Annotated in this window: 14 protein-coding genes; 1 reads left to right on the top strand and 13 read right to left on the bottom strand. The window is 47.0% G+C overall.

From position 1 onward, the window contains the following. Nucleotide 1: 1 nt before the first annotated feature. Complete coding sequence (locus tag HP401_RS11215; RefSeq protein WP_015891672.1) at nt 2–1,036, top strand: YkvI family membrane protein; 1,035 nt, start codon at nt 2–4, stop codon at nt 1,034–1,036. A 46-nt stretch (nt 1,037–1,082) separates the two neighbouring features. Here HP401_RS11215 and HP401_RS11210 read toward each other — a convergent pair whose 3' ends face one another. From HP401_RS11210 to HP401_RS11150, 13 genes are all read right to left on the bottom strand, one after another. Further along, complete coding sequence (locus tag HP401_RS11210; RefSeq protein WP_015891673.1) at nt 1,083–1,949, bottom strand: 2-oxoacid:ferredoxin oxidoreductase subunit beta; 867 nt, start codon at nt 1,947–1,949, stop codon at nt 1,083–1,085. Next, on the bottom strand, nt 1,921–3,699 hold the full coding sequence (locus HP401_RS11205) for a 2-oxoacid:acceptor oxidoreductase subunit alpha (RefSeq protein WP_015891674.1): 1,779 nt from the start codon (nt 3,697–3,699) through the stop codon (nt 1,921–1,923). The genes HP401_RS11210 and HP401_RS11205 overlap by 29 nt, the downstream gene beginning before the upstream one ends. Nucleotides 3,700–3,891: 192 nt before the next feature. Beyond that, on the bottom strand, nt 3,892–4,830 hold the full coding sequence (locus HP401_RS11200; protein ID WP_173605031.1) for a dipeptidase: 939 nt from the start codon (nt 4,828–4,830) through the stop codon (nt 3,892–3,894). Nucleotides 4,831–4,938: 108 nt separating this feature from the next. Beyond that, complete coding sequence (spoVS, locus tag HP401_RS11195; protein ID WP_003385776.1) at nt 4,939–5,199, bottom strand: stage V sporulation protein SpoVS; 261 nt, start codon at nt 5,197–5,199, stop codon at nt 4,939–4,941. A gap of 118 nt (nt 5,200–5,317) precedes the next feature. Further along, nucleotides 5,318–6,112 carry a TIGR00282 family metallophosphoesterase gene (locus HP401_RS11190; protein ID WP_173605030.1) on the bottom strand — a complete coding sequence of 265 codons (795 nt, stop codon included), beginning with the start codon at nt 6,110–6,112 and terminating at the stop codon, nt 5,318–5,320. Between the two features lie 109 nt (nt 6,113–6,221). Then, entirely contained in the window at nt 6,222–7,763 is a 1,542-nt protein-coding gene (gene rny / locus HP401_RS11185; RefSeq protein ID WP_007719154.1) for a ribonuclease Y, read from the bottom strand. Nucleotides 7,764–8,034: 271 nt separating this feature from the next. Then, nucleotides 8,035–8,676: a RecX family transcriptional regulator gene (locus HP401_RS11180; protein WP_173605029.1), complete on the bottom strand. Its 642-nt coding sequence runs from the start codon at nt 8,674–8,676 to the stop codon at nt 8,035–8,037. A gap of 69 nt (nt 8,677–8,745) precedes the next feature. Beyond that, nucleotides 8,746–9,804, bottom strand: coding sequence for a recombinase RecA (gene recA / locus HP401_RS11175; RefSeq protein ID WP_015891678.1), 1,059 nt, complete (start codon nt 9,802–9,804; stop codon nt 8,746–8,748). Nucleotides 9,805–9,970: 166 nt separating this feature from the next. Continuing rightward, on the bottom strand, nt 9,971–11,560 hold the full coding sequence (locus HP401_RS11170; RefSeq protein WP_015891679.1) for a DEAD/DEAH box helicase: 1,590 nt from the start codon (nt 11,558–11,560) through the stop codon (nt 9,971–9,973). Nucleotides 11,561–11,568: 8 nt separating this feature from the next. Continuing rightward, nucleotides 11,569–12,813, bottom strand: a complete 1,245-nt coding sequence (locus HP401_RS11165) for a competence/damage-inducible protein A (RefSeq protein WP_173605028.1) — start codon at nt 12,811–12,813, stop codon at nt 11,569–11,571. Nucleotides 12,814–12,920: 107 nt separating this feature from the next. After that, the gene (gene pgsA / locus HP401_RS11160) at nt 12,921–13,496 is read right to left on the bottom strand and encodes a CDP-diacylglycerol--glycerol-3-phosphate 3-phosphatidyltransferase (RefSeq protein ID WP_015891681.1); all 576 of its coding nucleotides are present in this window, start codon (nt 13,494–13,496) and stop codon (nt 12,921–12,923) included. Then, complete coding sequence (rimO, locus tag HP401_RS11155; RefSeq protein ID WP_064202400.1) at nt 13,497–14,843, bottom strand: 30S ribosomal protein S12 methylthiotransferase RimO; 1,347 nt, start codon at nt 14,841–14,843, stop codon at nt 13,497–13,499. 111 nt (nt 14,844–14,954) lie between these two features. Beyond that, nucleotides 14,955–15,854 (bottom strand): helix-turn-helix domain-containing protein, encoded by a 900-nt coding sequence (locus HP401_RS11150; RefSeq protein WP_173605027.1) that lies wholly within the window; start codon nt 15,852–15,854, stop codon nt 14,955–14,957. Nucleotides 15,855–15,865 lie beyond the last annotated feature (11 nt).

Genomic DNA, 15,865 nt, shown 5'->3' with positions numbered 1-15,865 from the left:
GATGCAAGGAACATGGAGAGCCGCATGGCAGATCGCTTTTACGTATATTGGGACAGTCGTAGGAGCTGGTTTTGCCTCAGGCAAAGAAATTGTAGAGTTCTTTGTTCAATATGGAACACAAGGCTTAGTTGGCATCATTCTGGCGACGATGCTGTTTATTTGGGCAGGTATCCGCGTCATGCTGATTGCCTATCGGATTCAGGCCGATTCCTATCAAGAAGTCAGCACCTATTTATTTGGGCATCCGTTTGGCACTGTATTTAATACCTTGCTTCTAACCGTATTGCTAGGCACTACCTCCGTCATGCTCGCTGCTACCGGTGCGATTTTTTGGGAGTCATTTCGATTATCTCCCCAAATCGGTATTTGGTTTAGCATGATCTTGATTTTTTTCGTGACGAAAAAAGGGCTATTTGCCATCCATCACGTGAACAGTATTTTTGTTCCGATGCTCATTGGTTTTACTGTACTTGTCTTTTTTTATACGAAGCCATGGTTAGATACGAGTGTCGTCGTTGAATCGTTACGGCCTTGGGCGTGGCTTAGCTCTCCCTTTTATTATGTTGCCTTAAATGTCACACTTACACAAGCAGTTTTGATTCCGATGGGCAGACAGAGTCCCAGCGAGAAACCTCTTCTCCTAGGGGGAATCATAGGAGGGCTGGGAATAGGCCTTCTGCTCTTGCTCGCTTACGCTTCCCTATCTGTAAAAATGCCGGGAATCCATCACGCGGAAATGCCCATGATCGCTGTGCTGCAAGGCTTGGGACCAACGATTCCCTTTTTGTTCTCCCTATTGGTATATGCCGAAATTTTCTCCACTCTTGTGGCAAATGTATTTGGTCTAGCCCAACAGATTAGACAAGTTATCCCCCTTCGAGGTCCGACAATTTTACTCGGGATTTTGCTCATTTGCTATTTGATCAGTTTTATCGGGTTTAGCTCACTTCTCCGTTACCTGTATCCACTCTTTGGTCAACTGGTCGTCTTTTTCCTTGTCATGCTCGTGTACAGGCAGTGGCGCGATCGCGTGTAATAAAAAAACCTCTCCCGTTAAGGAGAGGTTTTTCACTCTATCAAACTTAAGCAAATTCTTTAACCAATTTTTCGAAGTCTTCTTCAGACAAACGAATGTCTTGGTTAACCAAACCTTCTTCTTTGAAGCCATTTACGAGAGCTTCATAAGGTTTTTGCTCAGTGTTTTGGTAGATCAGACCTGTAATCAGGCCTTTGTATTGCATGGAAGTAGACATTGCTTTGATACGGTCATGTGCATCGTATCCTTCGATCGTTTCTACTGGTACGATGTTCTCTTTGAACCAGTCGTACGTATTTACCTTGTTGTACGTTACACAAGGGCTGAATACGTTGATCAAGGAGAAGCCTTCGTGTTGGATACCCTTTTCGATCAGTTCAGTCAAGCCTTTCAGATCGCTGGAGAAGGATTGAGCAACAAAAGTCGCACCTACAGACAGCGCCAGTTCCACTGGGGAAATGGAGGACTCGATGGAACCTGCCGGTGTAGACTTGGTCACGAAACCAGTCGCGGAACGCGGAGAGGTTTGACCTTTTGTCAGACCGTAGATTTGGTTATCCATTACGATGTACGTAACGTTCATGTTACGACGGATAGCGTGTACAGTATGACCCATACCGATCGCGAAACCATCTCCGTCACCACCAGCTGCGATAACTGTCAGCTCGCGGTTTGCCATTTTCACACCTTGTGCGATTGGCAGGGAACGTCCATGAATACCGTGGAAACCATAGCAGTTGATGTAGCCGGAAATACGACCAGAGCAACCGATACCGGAAACAACCGCCAGATTTTCAGGTTCCAGGCCTACGTTTGCTGCGGCGCGTTGAATAGCCGCTTGGATGGAGAAGTCTCCACAGCCTGGGCACCAGTTTGGCTTAACGTTATTTCGAAACTCTTTCATAGTCGCCATGTTTTACCAGCTCCTTCACTTCAGCATAGATTTCCTTCGGCAGGAATGGGTTACCGTCATATTTAAGCACGGATTCGATTTTTTCAGCGTTTCCAACGTGTTGTTTGAGCAAGCTTGTTACTTGCGCTTGAGCGTTGTGCTCAACAACAACAACTTTCTTCGCTTTATCTACGAGTGCTTTGATTTCTTCAGTTGGGAACGGATGCAGCAAACGGATTTGTGCATGGTTTACTTTGATTCCCTCTTGTTCCAGACGGCCTTTTGCTTCTTGAATCGTACCAATTGTAGAGTTGATACCCACAACCAGAACATCCGCATCAGCGTGAGGAGCATCTGCTGTTACAGCGCCTTTGAAGTTTTTCAGGACGCCTTCCATTTTGCGCATACGTTTATCCATTTGTTGAATACGGTTTGCAGCATTCTCAGATGGACGACCAGTTTGATCATGCTCAACACCAGTTACGTGGTGCAGACCGTATTTTTGACCAGGAATAACACGAGGAGAAACGCCGTCTTCTGTTACTTCATAACGTTTGAACAGGTCGTTTTGCTCTTTTTCTGGCAATTCTTGTCCAGCAAGCAGTTTTCCGCGACGGATTTCTACTTTGTTGTAGTCAAATGGAACAACGGTTTGTTTACCCAAGGACAGCGTCAAGTCAGTCATCAGGATTACAGGCAGTTGGTATTCTTCCGCAATGTTAAACGCTTCAACTGCATCGTAGAAGCACTCTTCTACTGTGCTTGGCGCGATAACTACTTTTGGAATATCACCATGTGTACCATAGATCATAGCATTCACATCGGATTGCTCGATTTTGGTAGGCATACCGGTAGATGGGCCACCACGCTGCGTGTTCACGATTACAACTGGTTGTTCCGTGATACCCGCCAGACCAATTGCTTCCATCATCAAGGACAGACCAGGACCTGCAGAAGCAGTCAAGGAACGAGCACCCGCGAAGTTAGCACCGATTGCCATCGTAATAGCAGCAATCTCGTCTTCTGTTTGGATAACCGTACCGCCCAATTTAGGCAGCTTTTTGATCAAGTATTCCATTACTTCGGAAGCAGGTGTGATCGGGTAAGCTGGCATGAAACGGCAGCCTGCTGCTACAGCACCCAGAGCGATCGCATCGTTACCGATGAGGAACAGTTGTTTTTGTGGATCAGCCTTTTCCATTTGGAACTCAGGCAGTTGACCACCAGTCAATTCATTTACAAAATCAAAACCGCGGCGAATGGCATCCATGTTCTTTTCAACCACTTTTTCGCCCTTGCGGAGGAACATATCTTCAACGATGGGACGGAAGCTTTCCACTGCAATGCCGAGGATGGCACTGGACGCACCAATCGACACCATGTTTTTCATCAGGGAAGTTCCCAGCTCATCAGCGATTTCAGTCAGTGGTACAGTGAAGAAGCGAACTGGCTTCAAGCCGTCCGGCAACTTTGGATTAAATTTCGCATCCGCGATAATGATACCGCCTTCACGGAGCTCATGCGCATTGAAATCGATCGTTTCTTGGTCAAACGCTACGAGAATGTCCAGATCGTCAGAGATCGCACGCATAGGCGTTGTGCTCACGCGAATTTTATTGTTCGTGTGTCCACCCTTAATACGGGAAGAGAAGTGACGGTAGCTATACAGATGGTACCCCATCCGGTTCATCGCCATCGAGAAAATCTCACCAGTACTCTCGATGCCCTCCCCTTGCTGTCCTCCAACTTTCCAGGAAAGTTGACTAATCATTCAGATTCCACCCTTTCAGTGACTGTGAGAAAAGCTGCTATCACACCTTGAAAAGACTGATAAGATGTGACATTTCTGTGCATAGACAGTAACAATTGTAGTCCTGTCCATGTCAAATTGCAAGTGCTTTTACTCAACTTACTTTTGACCTGAATTTTAATGTTGAACTTGGTACATTAATATCCTCATGCTTTATTGTAGCACGTTTCCGAAAACACGCAACCAATTTCCTTGCACAAATTTCAATACTTCCGCCTCTTTATAACGTTTTAACAAAGCTTCTAGTAACTGGGAGTAATCTGCCGCGGATACCATATCTCCAAACGTCTCGGTAATCCCATCGAAATCGGAACCAAAACCTACGTGGTCTACACCACCCAATGCGCAGATGTGATCCAAGTGGCGCAGCAAGTCATCGATCCAAACTGTGCGCTTCTCCGATACGGTAAAGAAGTCTACAAACGTCAAGCCGATCGCTCCATCTTTGGCGATTAACGCTCGAATTTGCTCGTCCGTCAAATTGCGAGAGTGATGGCATAGGCTTCTCACGTTCGAGTGCGAAGCGATCATTGGTGTTTTCGAGCATTCTAGTACATCCCAGAATCCTGGGTCGGCCAGATGCGAAACATCAATGATCATCCCCAGCCGATTCATTTCTTCTATGACTTCTCGTCCAAATGAAGTAAGTCCACCTGGATTCGGCTCCCCGTTTCCACTTGCTAGGGCATTGCCATGATTCCAGGTCAGTGTCATTCCTCGTACACCAAGTCGGAACCACGTACGTAGCTGAACGAGGCTCTCTTCTAATGCATGCGCGCCTTCTACAAACAGAATAGCCCCTTTCTGTCCCTTTAATACGCATTCAGCCAAATCTGCCTTTGTGAAAATGGGACGGAATAGTTCACTCGCCACCTTTTGATAAAAAATATCGATCATTTCTAGTACCGTATGAAAACGTCGTCCAAACGGCACCTGAGAAGGAACGAAGCAGGCAAGCACTTGTATGTCTACATTCCCTTTTTCAAGGGCGGTAAAACCAGCTTGCAGGAGCTTGTCTTCATTATAAAAGTCCAGCTCGGGATTCTGCCACAGCTTGCATAATACATCGCTATGCGCATCAAAGATTTTCATATGGAAACGCTCCTTCTCTTCGATAACGTCGAAGTTCATACTTCTGGACAAACGAAAAAACCTGTTCATTCTTCGAACAAACAGGCAGGTGAAGCATTTGCAGTTGTATCATCTGGGTTCTACGATTAATTTGATTGCAGTTCGCTCTTCTCCATCAATCACGATGTCGGTAAAGGCTGGAATACAAATGAGGTCAACTCCACTCGGCGCTACGAACCCTCGTGCGATTGCTACTGCTTTCACAGCTTGATTAAGCGCCCCAGCGCCAATGGCTTGGATCTCAGCCGCACCTCGTTCACGAAGAACTCCGGCAAGGGCACCAGCAACGGAATTGGGGTTAGACTTTGCTGAAACTTTTAATACTTCCATCCTTTTTGAACCTCCCGTCTGATAGGAATCCTGTCATCATTAGAATGATATTCGCATAACCCCTAAAAATTCCTGCTAACTTGCATGAAAGATTCAAAAAATTCTAATCTTATTCCCATTATTCCATAAACGGATGGTCAGAGTCAATTCTGATTCGCTCCATTTTTTTCGCATGCCCATTCGTTTTATCTAGGGTAATCAACACCGCATTCAACTGCGCAGGATCTGGTGCTACCTCAAATCGAACAGGGAGCTGCGTTAAAAACTTCTTAATGACAGCTTCGCGTTCCATCCCCAAAATGCCGTTACTTGGGCCACACATGCCTACATCACACAAAAAACCGGTTCCTTGAGGCAAAATACGTTCATCAGCGGTTTGCACATGGGTATGTGTCCCCACGACCGCCGTTACCTTTCCATCGAGGTACCATGACATTGCTTGCTTCTCCGATGTGGCTTCGGCATGAAAGTCTACAAAAATGAGCTTCGTGCGCTTCCGAGCTTGCTCTACTAGCTTGTCAGCCATTTGGAATGGACAGTCCAGCGGTGGCAAGAACGTACGCCCCATCAAATTAATGACGGCTAGTTCCCCTTCACGTTGTTTGATATATGTAATCCCTTTTCCAGGTGCCCCTTCTGGGAAGTTCGCGGGTCTAATCATCCGCGGCTCATCATCAATAAAATCGAAAATTTCTCTTTGATCCCACGTATGATTCCCGAGCGTAATCGCGTGAACCCCCCACTCGAAAAGCTCCTTGGTAATTTTCTCTGTGATCCCGCGACCATGCGCAGCGTTCTCTCCATTCGCTACGATAAAGGTAGGGTTGTATTTTCGTTTCAGTAACGGCAGATATGTTTTCACGATCTCTCTGCCAGGCAAGCCCATAATATCTCCAATGAATAACAACTTCATTACCAAATCACCTCATTGCTAGTATACACAATTCCTCTGCTCATTAGAAAACTTGACTTCGTCACGCATTTGGTGTGCGATAAAAAAAGTAAAGTGGCACGCAGCCACTTTACTTTGCATACTCAACTGCCCGTGTTTCACGGATAACCGTTACTTTAATATGACCTGGGTAGTCAAGTTCATTTTCAATTCGTTTCGTGATATCCCGTGCCAGACGGGTAGCTTCCGCATCGTCAATCTTATCAGGTTGAACCATCACGCGAATTTCGCGTCCTGCTTGAATCGCATAAGACTTTTCTACGCCATCGAACGACTCAGAGATTTCTTCCAGTTTCTCCAAACGTCTGATATATGTTTCCAATGTCTCACGGCGTGCACCTGGGCGTGCGGCAGACAGAGCGTCAGCAGCTCCCACGAGCATAGCAATGACGGAAGTTGGTTCGGTATCACCGTGATGAGACGCAATACTGTTCACTACAACGTGATGCTCATTGTACTTCTTAGCCAGTTCTACACCGATTTCAACGTGTGAACCTTCTACTTCATGGTCAATCGCTTTTCCGATATCATGCAGCAAACCTGCACGTTTGGCCAGCTTCACATCTTCTTTCAATTCCGCCGCCATTAAACCGGCGAGATGTGCCACTTCCATAGAGTGCTTCAGTACGTTTTGACCGTAGCTTGTACGATAACGCAAGCGTCCGAGAATCTTGATCAGATCTGGATGCAAGCCGTGAACGCCTGTTTCGAACGTTGCTTGCTCACCGTATTCACGGATTCGCTCGTCTACTTCGCGACGCGCTTTTTCCACCATTTCCTCGATGCGAGCTGGGTGAATGCGACCGTCTGCTACCAGTTTATCCAACGCTGTCTTGGCGATCTCCCGACGAATCGGGTCGAAGCCAGACAGGATGACTGCTTCTGGAGTATCGTCAATAATCAGATCGATACCAGTCAACGTCTCCAGGGCACGAATGTTACGTCCTTCGCGTCCGATAATACGTCCCTTCATCTCATCATTTGGCAGTGTAACCACAGAAACGGTTGTTTCTGCTACGTGGTCCGCTGCACAACGTTGAATGGAGGTCGTAATGATCTCACGAGCACGCTTGTCCGCTTCTTCTTTGGCCTGAGTCTCAATCTCCTTGATCATCACAGCCATTTCGTGACGGACGGTATTCTCCACATCAGTGAGAATAATCGTCTTCGCCTCATCCTGCGTCAAGCCGGAGATTCGTTCTAGCTCTGATACTTGTTCTTTATATAAGTGCTCTACCTTGCTTTGCAGTTCTGCGATGGCACGGTCACGCTCAGACAATTCTTCTTCTTTGCGCTCCAACTGTTCCATCTTACGGTCCAACGATTCTTCTTTTTGTAGAATTCGTCGTTCCTGACGCTGGATCTCATTGCGTCTCTCACGCAATTCGGTTTCCGCTTCGGATCGAAGCTTGAACACTTCATCCTTTGCCTCCAGCACCTTCTCCTTCTTAACAGCTTCGGCGTCCCGTTTGGCTTCCTCCACGATCTGTCGTGCAGCTTCTTCTGCACTGGAGATCTTCGCTTCCGCAATCGATTTACGAGTGAAGTAGCCAGCACCCAAGCCGATCAGCAGGGCAACGAGCACAATGACAACAGTAATTATAGGATCCATAGGCTTTTCGTTTCACCTCCTTATTGTAAGACATCTCCCCGCTTTCCAAGCATTTGTTTTTCATGGAGTGCTCTCACATTTGAACATTCGGCTATAAAACAAGACCGATTTTACTCGGTCCGCTGAATCCGTACTACTTTCGCACGGTTTTTCAGTTGTTTCATAGGCATCGAGTGAGCAAATCACAAAAGTTATGATACACCAAGTAAATACAAACCTATTTTATTATTTGTGAACAAGAATTGTCAAGATCATGCAAATAGAGTTGACCCTAACTATCGCTTCTACGACGCAATTCTTCACGTATTTGTTGAATGATCGCATGGGAGAATCCCTTGCGCATCAGCATGGACAGCAGCTTGCGCTCTTCATCGGGGTTCGGTGCACCTTCTATGCGTCGCACCTTCTTCTCTATCAATGCGCGAGCAGCATCTAGTTCAGCCTGCCTAGACACGCCACGTACTGCGTCCTCTACAATCGCTCTGTCCACTCCACGCTGGGTAAGCTCCATACGCAGCATATACGGGCTTCTCGGCTTCAAGCGTAATCGCTCGTCTACCCATTGCTTCGCAAAAGCTTCATCATCGATGTAGCCATGCTCCTTGCAGCGCTGACATATCTCTTCGGCAATTTGCGCAGAAAATCCCTTCTCTACCAAATAAGAATGTAGCTGACTGCTTGTCCGTGGGCGTATGCCGAGGTATCGCAAAGCTCCTAAATACGCTTTATGCTTTTCTTCTGCTATCAGGACTTCTCGACAAAAAGCTTCGTCTAATTCTGTTCCCTTAAATAGGTTGTACTTTACCAGTATGTATTCATGGACGGTAATGGCATACTCGCCTTCTACATCGATATGATAGCGTTGCTTTTGTTTGATATCTCGATGAACGGCAGTGATCAGGCCGCTCTTCATGATGAGTCACTCCTTCGCAAAGCTAAAATAACAGCCTGTCTCATCGACAGGCTGCTCTTCCACTCTTCATTACTCCAGATCAAATGTAGGCTCTTCATCTTGCTCTGGGTCATGTTCTGCCTCTGCTTCTGGAACAGAACTAGGGTTCAGGCTGAAGTATTCGCGCACCTTTGTTTCAATCTGTGATGCAATGTGCGGATTTTCTTTCAGGAAGACTTTTGAATTCTCTCTACCTTGACCGAGTCGCTCCTCATTGAAGGAGTACCATGCGCCACTCTTTTGTACTACATCGATCTCGGAACCGATGTCGAGAATGCTACCTTCTCTGGAAATACCTTCACCGTACATGATGTCCACTTCAGCAACCTTGAACGGTGGTGCTACTTTATTTTTCACGACCTTGATCTTCGTCTTGCTTCCCAAAATATCGTTACCGACTTTGATAGATTCAGCTTTACGAACGTCCAAACGAACACTCGCGTAGAACTTCAATGCACGTCCACCTGGAGTTGTTTCCGGGTTACCGAACATGACTCCCACTTTTTCACGAAGCTGGTTGATGAAGATGGCAATCGTTTTGGACTTGTTGATGGCGCCGGACAGCTTACGAAGTGCTTGGGACATCAAGCGTGCTTGCAAACCTACGTGGGAATCTCCCATCTCGCCTTCGATCTCTGCTTTTGGCACGAGTGCCGCAACGGAGTCGACTACGATAATGTCTACTGCACCAGAACGTACCAGTGCTTCCGCGATCTCCAAAGCTTGCTCACCCGTATCTGGTTGGGACAACAGCAATTCGTCGATGTTCACACCCAGCTTTGCAGCGTAAACCGGATCCAAGGCATGCTCTGCATCGATAAACGCAGCCTGACCACCCTGTCTTTGCACTTCTGCGATCGCATGAAGCGCTACCGTTGTTTTACCAGAAGACTCTGGGCCGTAAATCTCAACAATTCGTCCACGTGGGAAACCACCCACACCAAGTGCGATATCTAGAGCAAGCGCACCGCTAGAAGCCGTAGAAATCTGGATGTTGGATACTTCCCCCAACTTCATAATGGAACCTTTACCGAACTGCTTTTCTATCTGACGCAATGCACTCTCCAAAGCTGCGCGACGATCTGACAAATGGTACACACCCTTTCAACTTTTCGCTTCTGTTTTGCTTGTCTTCATCATACCTCGAGACAGAAGTGTTTGCCAAGTATTTTTTGCGAACAAATATTCGCATCGCAAAAAAGCAGCCATTTCCTGGTTATTCCCAGCGAAATGACTGCTTCTCATTTCTATTGAATTAGGAACGCTTCGCTCCGCGAGGCTTTGCAGGCTCCAGATTGATTCGTTTTCCGTTGATTCTGGTTTGACGCAGTGACTCATATACGAATGCCGCAACCTCTTCTGGAACCTCAACAAACGTGAAGCTCTCGAAAATGTCGATGCGACCTACTGATTTTCCTGGGATACCAACAGATTCAGAGATCTCTCGTACCAGATCCTGCGGCTTCATGTTCGCATTGCGACCTACGTTCAGGAAGAAGCGAACCATGCCTTTTGCTGCACCCGTCTCACCAAAGTTGTACGCTTCTGCTTCCTGCCCTTGTCCCGCTTCCGTATGGAATGCCAGGTGCAATGCAGCAGCTGCTACTTTTTCAGCTGGATATTGACCTACGAGAGCATCCGCTACTTTTTGATACATATCCGCGATTGCATCGCTTTCCAAAAGGCTAGTCAACTGTTCACGCAATTGTTCTTGTTTGCGCTCAGCTACTTCCTCCAAAGAAGGAACATTGCGAGAGAGCACTTGTGCTTTTGTCTGCTTTTGGATAAACATCATTTGTCTTACTTCACGAGGCGTAACCAACGTCATCGCAATTCCTTTGCGACCTGCACGACCAGTACGGCCAATACGGTGTACGTAGCTCTCAGAGTCTTGTGGAATATCGTAGTTGATTACGTGAGAGACGTTTCCTACGTCGATACCACGTGCTGCTACATCCGTCGCGATCAGGAATTCAATCGAGCCCTCACGGAACGCATTCATGACCTTATCGCGTTGTGCCTGTGACAAGTCGCCATGCAAGCCGTCCGCAAGGTATCCGCGGGATTGCAGCACTTCGGACAACTCATCTACACCGCGCTTAGTACGACAGAAAATGATACCCAGCTCAACATCCTCACTGTCCAAGATGCGGCAGAGGCTCTCCACTTTATTCCGGTCAAACACTTTGTAGTATACCTGTTCGATCAATGGCGCCGTTACTTCTTCACGGCTCACCGCAATCGTTTGCGGCTGTTTCATGTACCGGGTAGCCAAACGCTTGATTTCTGGCGGCATCGTCGCAGAGAACAGCAAGGTTTGACGCTCATCTGGCATATGATTGATGATTGTCTCGATATCTTCGATGAAGCCCATGTCCAGCATTTCATCCGCTTCATCCAAAACGAGTGTATGTACGTGATCCAGCTTCAATGTTTTGCGACGCAAGTGGTCCATGACACGGCCAGGAGTACCTACAACGATTTGTACACCTTGGCGCAGTGCACGAATTTGATGTCCGATCGATTGTCCGCCATAGATTGGCAACGTACGAACCTTGTTGTATTTGGAGATACGCAAGAGCTCTCCTGCTACCTGAATAGCCAACTCACGAGTTGGAGTCAACACGATCGCTTGTACACGATTGGCAGGCGTAATCTTTTCTACAAGTGGAATCCCGAAGGCAGCAGTCTTACCAGTACCTGTCTGTGCTTGACCAATCAGGTCTCCGCCATCCAAAACTTTTGGAATGCAAGCTGCCTGAATCGGTGATGGCTCCTCGAAGCCCATATCGTGAATCGCTTGCAGAATAGATTTATGTAAAGGAAAATCAGAAAAAATCGTCATGAAAAAAATCACCTTTCTTTTTGCATTTGCAACGCATAAAACAACGCGTATTTAGCGGCACGCCCAACGATTGCATGCCTTCTTCCGGCAAGGCGCAGTTCTTTTACAACTGTGGGCATTCCTTCTGCCGCGATCCCCACGTAAACAAGGCCAACAGGCTTGCCCTCGGAAGGATCGGGTCCAGCCACTCCCGTAACGGAAATCCCGTAAGTAGCTCCCAGCTTTTCTCGTACATGTTCAGCCAGCAATTGAGCTGTTTTTTCACTGACTGCCCCATCTGTTTGCAAAATGGAATCAGGTAATTCGAGCAGCTGATTTTTCACTTCATTGGTGTAGCAGACTACCCCGCCACGAAACACTTGTGAGCTTCCTGGCACAGCGGTAATCAACGAGGCAATCGCTCCACCTGTACAGCTTTCTGCACAAGCAATTGTCTCATTTCTCTTTTTCAACTCAGAAACTAGCACATCATGCAGTGACGAGTTCTCGCCCATCCCGTACATGTACTGACCAACACGGCTGAGAATTTCTTTTTCTACAGGTAAAATTAAGGTTTCTCCTTCTTCGACTGTAGCAGCTCTTGCCGTAATTCGCAGTGTTACTTCGAATTCTTTGGCGTATGGAGCGATCGTTGGATTGTCCTGCTTTTCGATCAGATCAAGCAGTTTTTCCTCCAAAGCGGATTCGCCTATTCCGTAGAACCGGAGTACATGAGAATGAAACACTTGTTTATCGGGGAGCAAATCGGTCAAGTAAGGCATCACGTAATTCTCCACCATTGGATACATCTCACTAGGTGGTCCAGGCAATAGCACGAACGTACTACTGTCATGACGGATCGCCATCCCCGGCGCCATCCCGAAATCGTTGGAGAATACATGGCTGCCAGAAAGCACCAGCGCCTGCTTACGATTGTTCTCCGTCATGACAATCCCACGTTGCGAAAAGAATTTTTCAATTCTCTCCATGGCCTCTGAATTCGTTTCCAATCCAATGCCTACATGCCCCGCCACGGTTTCTTTCGTCAAATCATCTTGAGTCGGCCCTAGCCCACCCGTGAAAATGACGAGATCAGATCGTCCTGATGCCAATCGAATCACTTGTAGCAATCGCTCCGTGTTGTCTCCCACAACCGTATGAAAGTAAACTCCCACGCCAATTTCCGCCAGCTTCTGAGAAAGAAACTGTGCGTTGGTGTTAGCGATCTGGCCTAACAAAAGTTCGGTACCTACCGCGATAATCTCCGCTCTCATCTTCCTCATCCATTCTCTTTGAGAGTAGAAAAGCCTCTAAACTAACAGTTTATCACTTGCAAACGCTCAAGAGAAGAGTCTTGTGAAAAAAGAGACCAATACCCGCATTACGAGTATTGGATCACGTTACGATTTTTCGCAAAGTAGTCGTACCCGGAGTAAATCGTGATGATCACCATCGCCCATGTAGCTAATTCGTCGAACGGAATGCCGAAGAAACCAAATGGGAAGTTGCGAATCATGACAGCCGTAATCGCTACGATCTGCACCCATGTTTTCAGTTTGCCCAATGCACTCGCAGCAATTACCTGTCCTTCTGCCGCAGCAACTAGTCGTAAACCCGTTACCGCAAACTCCCGGCTGATAATGACAATCGCAATCCACGCTTCCAAACGTTGCATCTCTACCAGCGAAATGAGTGCGGCAGAAACCAACAGCTTATCAGCAAGCGGATCCAGAAACTTCCCCAAGTTTGTCACGATTTTTTTCTTCCGTGCAATATAACCGTCGAGACCGTCCGTACTGGCTGCTAGGATAAACACCAAAGCCGCAATCAGCTCATTATACGTCATCGTCAGGCTACCAATCGAAAATGTCCCGATGTTGTAACGCACCAGCAGAAAAAACATAACTACCGGCACCAGAAAAATCCTGGCGAGGGTGATGCGGTTGGCGAGATTCACCTAGACTACCTCCCCGGCTAAATCATATTCATAGGAGTGTGTTATTTTTACTTTTACAATGGTGCCCAGTTCGCCTTTAAAACCAGTGACGAATACTTCACCATCGATTTCCGGAGCGTCATACTGTGTTCGACCTACATAAATATCGTTACGTCCTTCGTAACGTTCAATCAATACATCCAAGACTTGACCAACAAAGCGTCCATTGCGATCTCCGGCTACTTCACGCTGAATTTCCATCAGCATGTTCGCACGTTTTTCTTTAACCTCTTCGTCTACGTGGTCAGGCAGACGGGAAGCTGGAGTGTCATCTTCGTTGGAGTAAGTAAACACACCCAGTCGATCAAAGCGGATATCCTTGACAAACTCGCTCAGACGCTCGAAGTCTTCCTCTGTTTCCCCAGGGAACCCTACGATCAAAGAGGTACGCAGTGCAACATCTGGGACCTGTGCGCGAATTTTTGCTACCAGCGCACGAATATCCGTCTGTCTTCCTGGGCGGCGCATTCTTTTCAGAATATGGTCTTCCGAATGCTGCAAAGGCATGTCTACGTATTTGCATACTTTTGGATTGGTAGCAAAGGTGTGGATCAGTTCATCCGTGAAAAATCCAGGGTATGCATAGTGAAGACGAATCCACTCGATGCCCTCGACTTCTGCCAGACGGTTTAAAAGTTCAGGAAGCATCAATTTTCCATCGTAAATATCTGTTCCGTAGTTCGTAGAATCTTGTGCGATCAGACTCACTTCTACGACCCCTTGTGCCGCCAAATGACGAGCTTCTTCCACGATGGATTCGATTGTACGACTGCGGAATCCTCCACGCATCAAAGGAATCGAGCAAAACGTACAGGCGTTGTCGCAGCCCTCGGCAATTTTAATATATGCGGTGTACGTGCCTTGCTTTACTTTCCGTTTCACTACATCTTCGTACGTAAAAATGGGATTTCCTACAAAGATCGGTCGCTTGCCCTCTAGAGATTCTTCGATAATACCTGTAATCGACATAAAATCGCCTGTTCCGACAATGCCATCCACCTCAGGAATCTCATTCAAGATATCCTCTTTGTAACGTTGTGTGAGACAGCCTGCCACCACAAGCGATTTCAGTTTGCCGGATTCCTTCAATTCACCCATTTCCAGAATCTTATTTACGGATTCTTCCTTGGCTGCATCGATGAAACCGCAGGTATTGACGATAACCACAGTTGCTTCTTCAGGGTTATCAACCAGTTCATAACCTTTTTCATCTATCAGATGGGCCATCATGTCCGAATCAACGAGATTTTTTTCACAGCCCAGCGTAACAATCGCTACTTTTTCACGCGTGCCTACCTTCTCTGTCATCTTTTTTCCTCCAATTGGTCACACCAACCCATATTACACCTAACCAGTATAATATAAGCCTAAAGGAAGTGTCAAAAAAGAGAAAAGAACAAAAGGCAAGCATATGCTTGCCTACTGGGTGACCGCCTCTTTTACTTTCATCGTAATATTTGACGGCATTGACTTCATTTTAGACGTGTCTACCAAGACTCCGTTCACCTTTAATTCCAATACAGTCGGTTTGCCCAAACGAATATAAGCGGATTTCCCAAGCTCAATCGTTTTTTCCTGATCTTTCTTGAGCGTGCCCTGCTCAACATACTTTTTTCCTTTTCCTTCCGATATACCAAACCAGCTTGTTTCTTCTTTCACCTTCAGATAAACCGTGATTTTTTCTCCACCCTGCAAGGAATAGTTATACATGGATCCTTGCTGCGATTCAAATGTGATGGTTGCCTGAGGAGTTTCCGTAACGGTCTCAGGTGGGTTTGTTCCTGTTTGAGGGTTCGGTGTGGTAATAGAAGGAGGCTTCGGTTGTTGAGCAATCGGGGATGTTTCCACTCCACCACCATTGCCAGGCGTGACAATTTCCGCACCAGGGTTAACAGTTCCCCCCGGCACTGGTTGAGTAAACTGACCTCCGTTGTTGTTGACGACAGCGAAATAAATAACCCCGATAATCAAGGCAATAAACAATACGAGCAAGGTTTTGGTCACCCATCGCCCCGCTTGTAATGGATTGTTCGCTGAAGCAACTCGTCTGCGACGCAGTCTCTCTACTTGCTCTGTAGGTGGCTGGGCCGGCAAATCGGACTGAAAGTGATTCAGGATGTGGTTCGGGTCTAGACCGACAGCTTCCGCATAACTCTTTATAAATGCACGCGCGTAAAAGTGGCCAGGAAGTACGTGAAAATGACCCCTTTCAATTGCTTCCAAATATCGCCGCTGTATCTTGGTGATACGTTGGATGTCGTCGAGCGTGATTCCTTTTTCTTCGCGGGCCCTTTGCAGGACTTGACCTAGCTCAGACACAGCTGCCCCTC

Source organism: Brevibacillus sp. HB2.2 (assembly GCF_013284275.1).
Classification (GTDB): domain Bacteria; phylum Bacillota; class Bacilli; order Brevibacillales; family Brevibacillaceae; genus Brevibacillus; species Brevibacillus brevis_D.
This window is presented reverse-complemented; position numbering and strand designations above follow the sequence as displayed.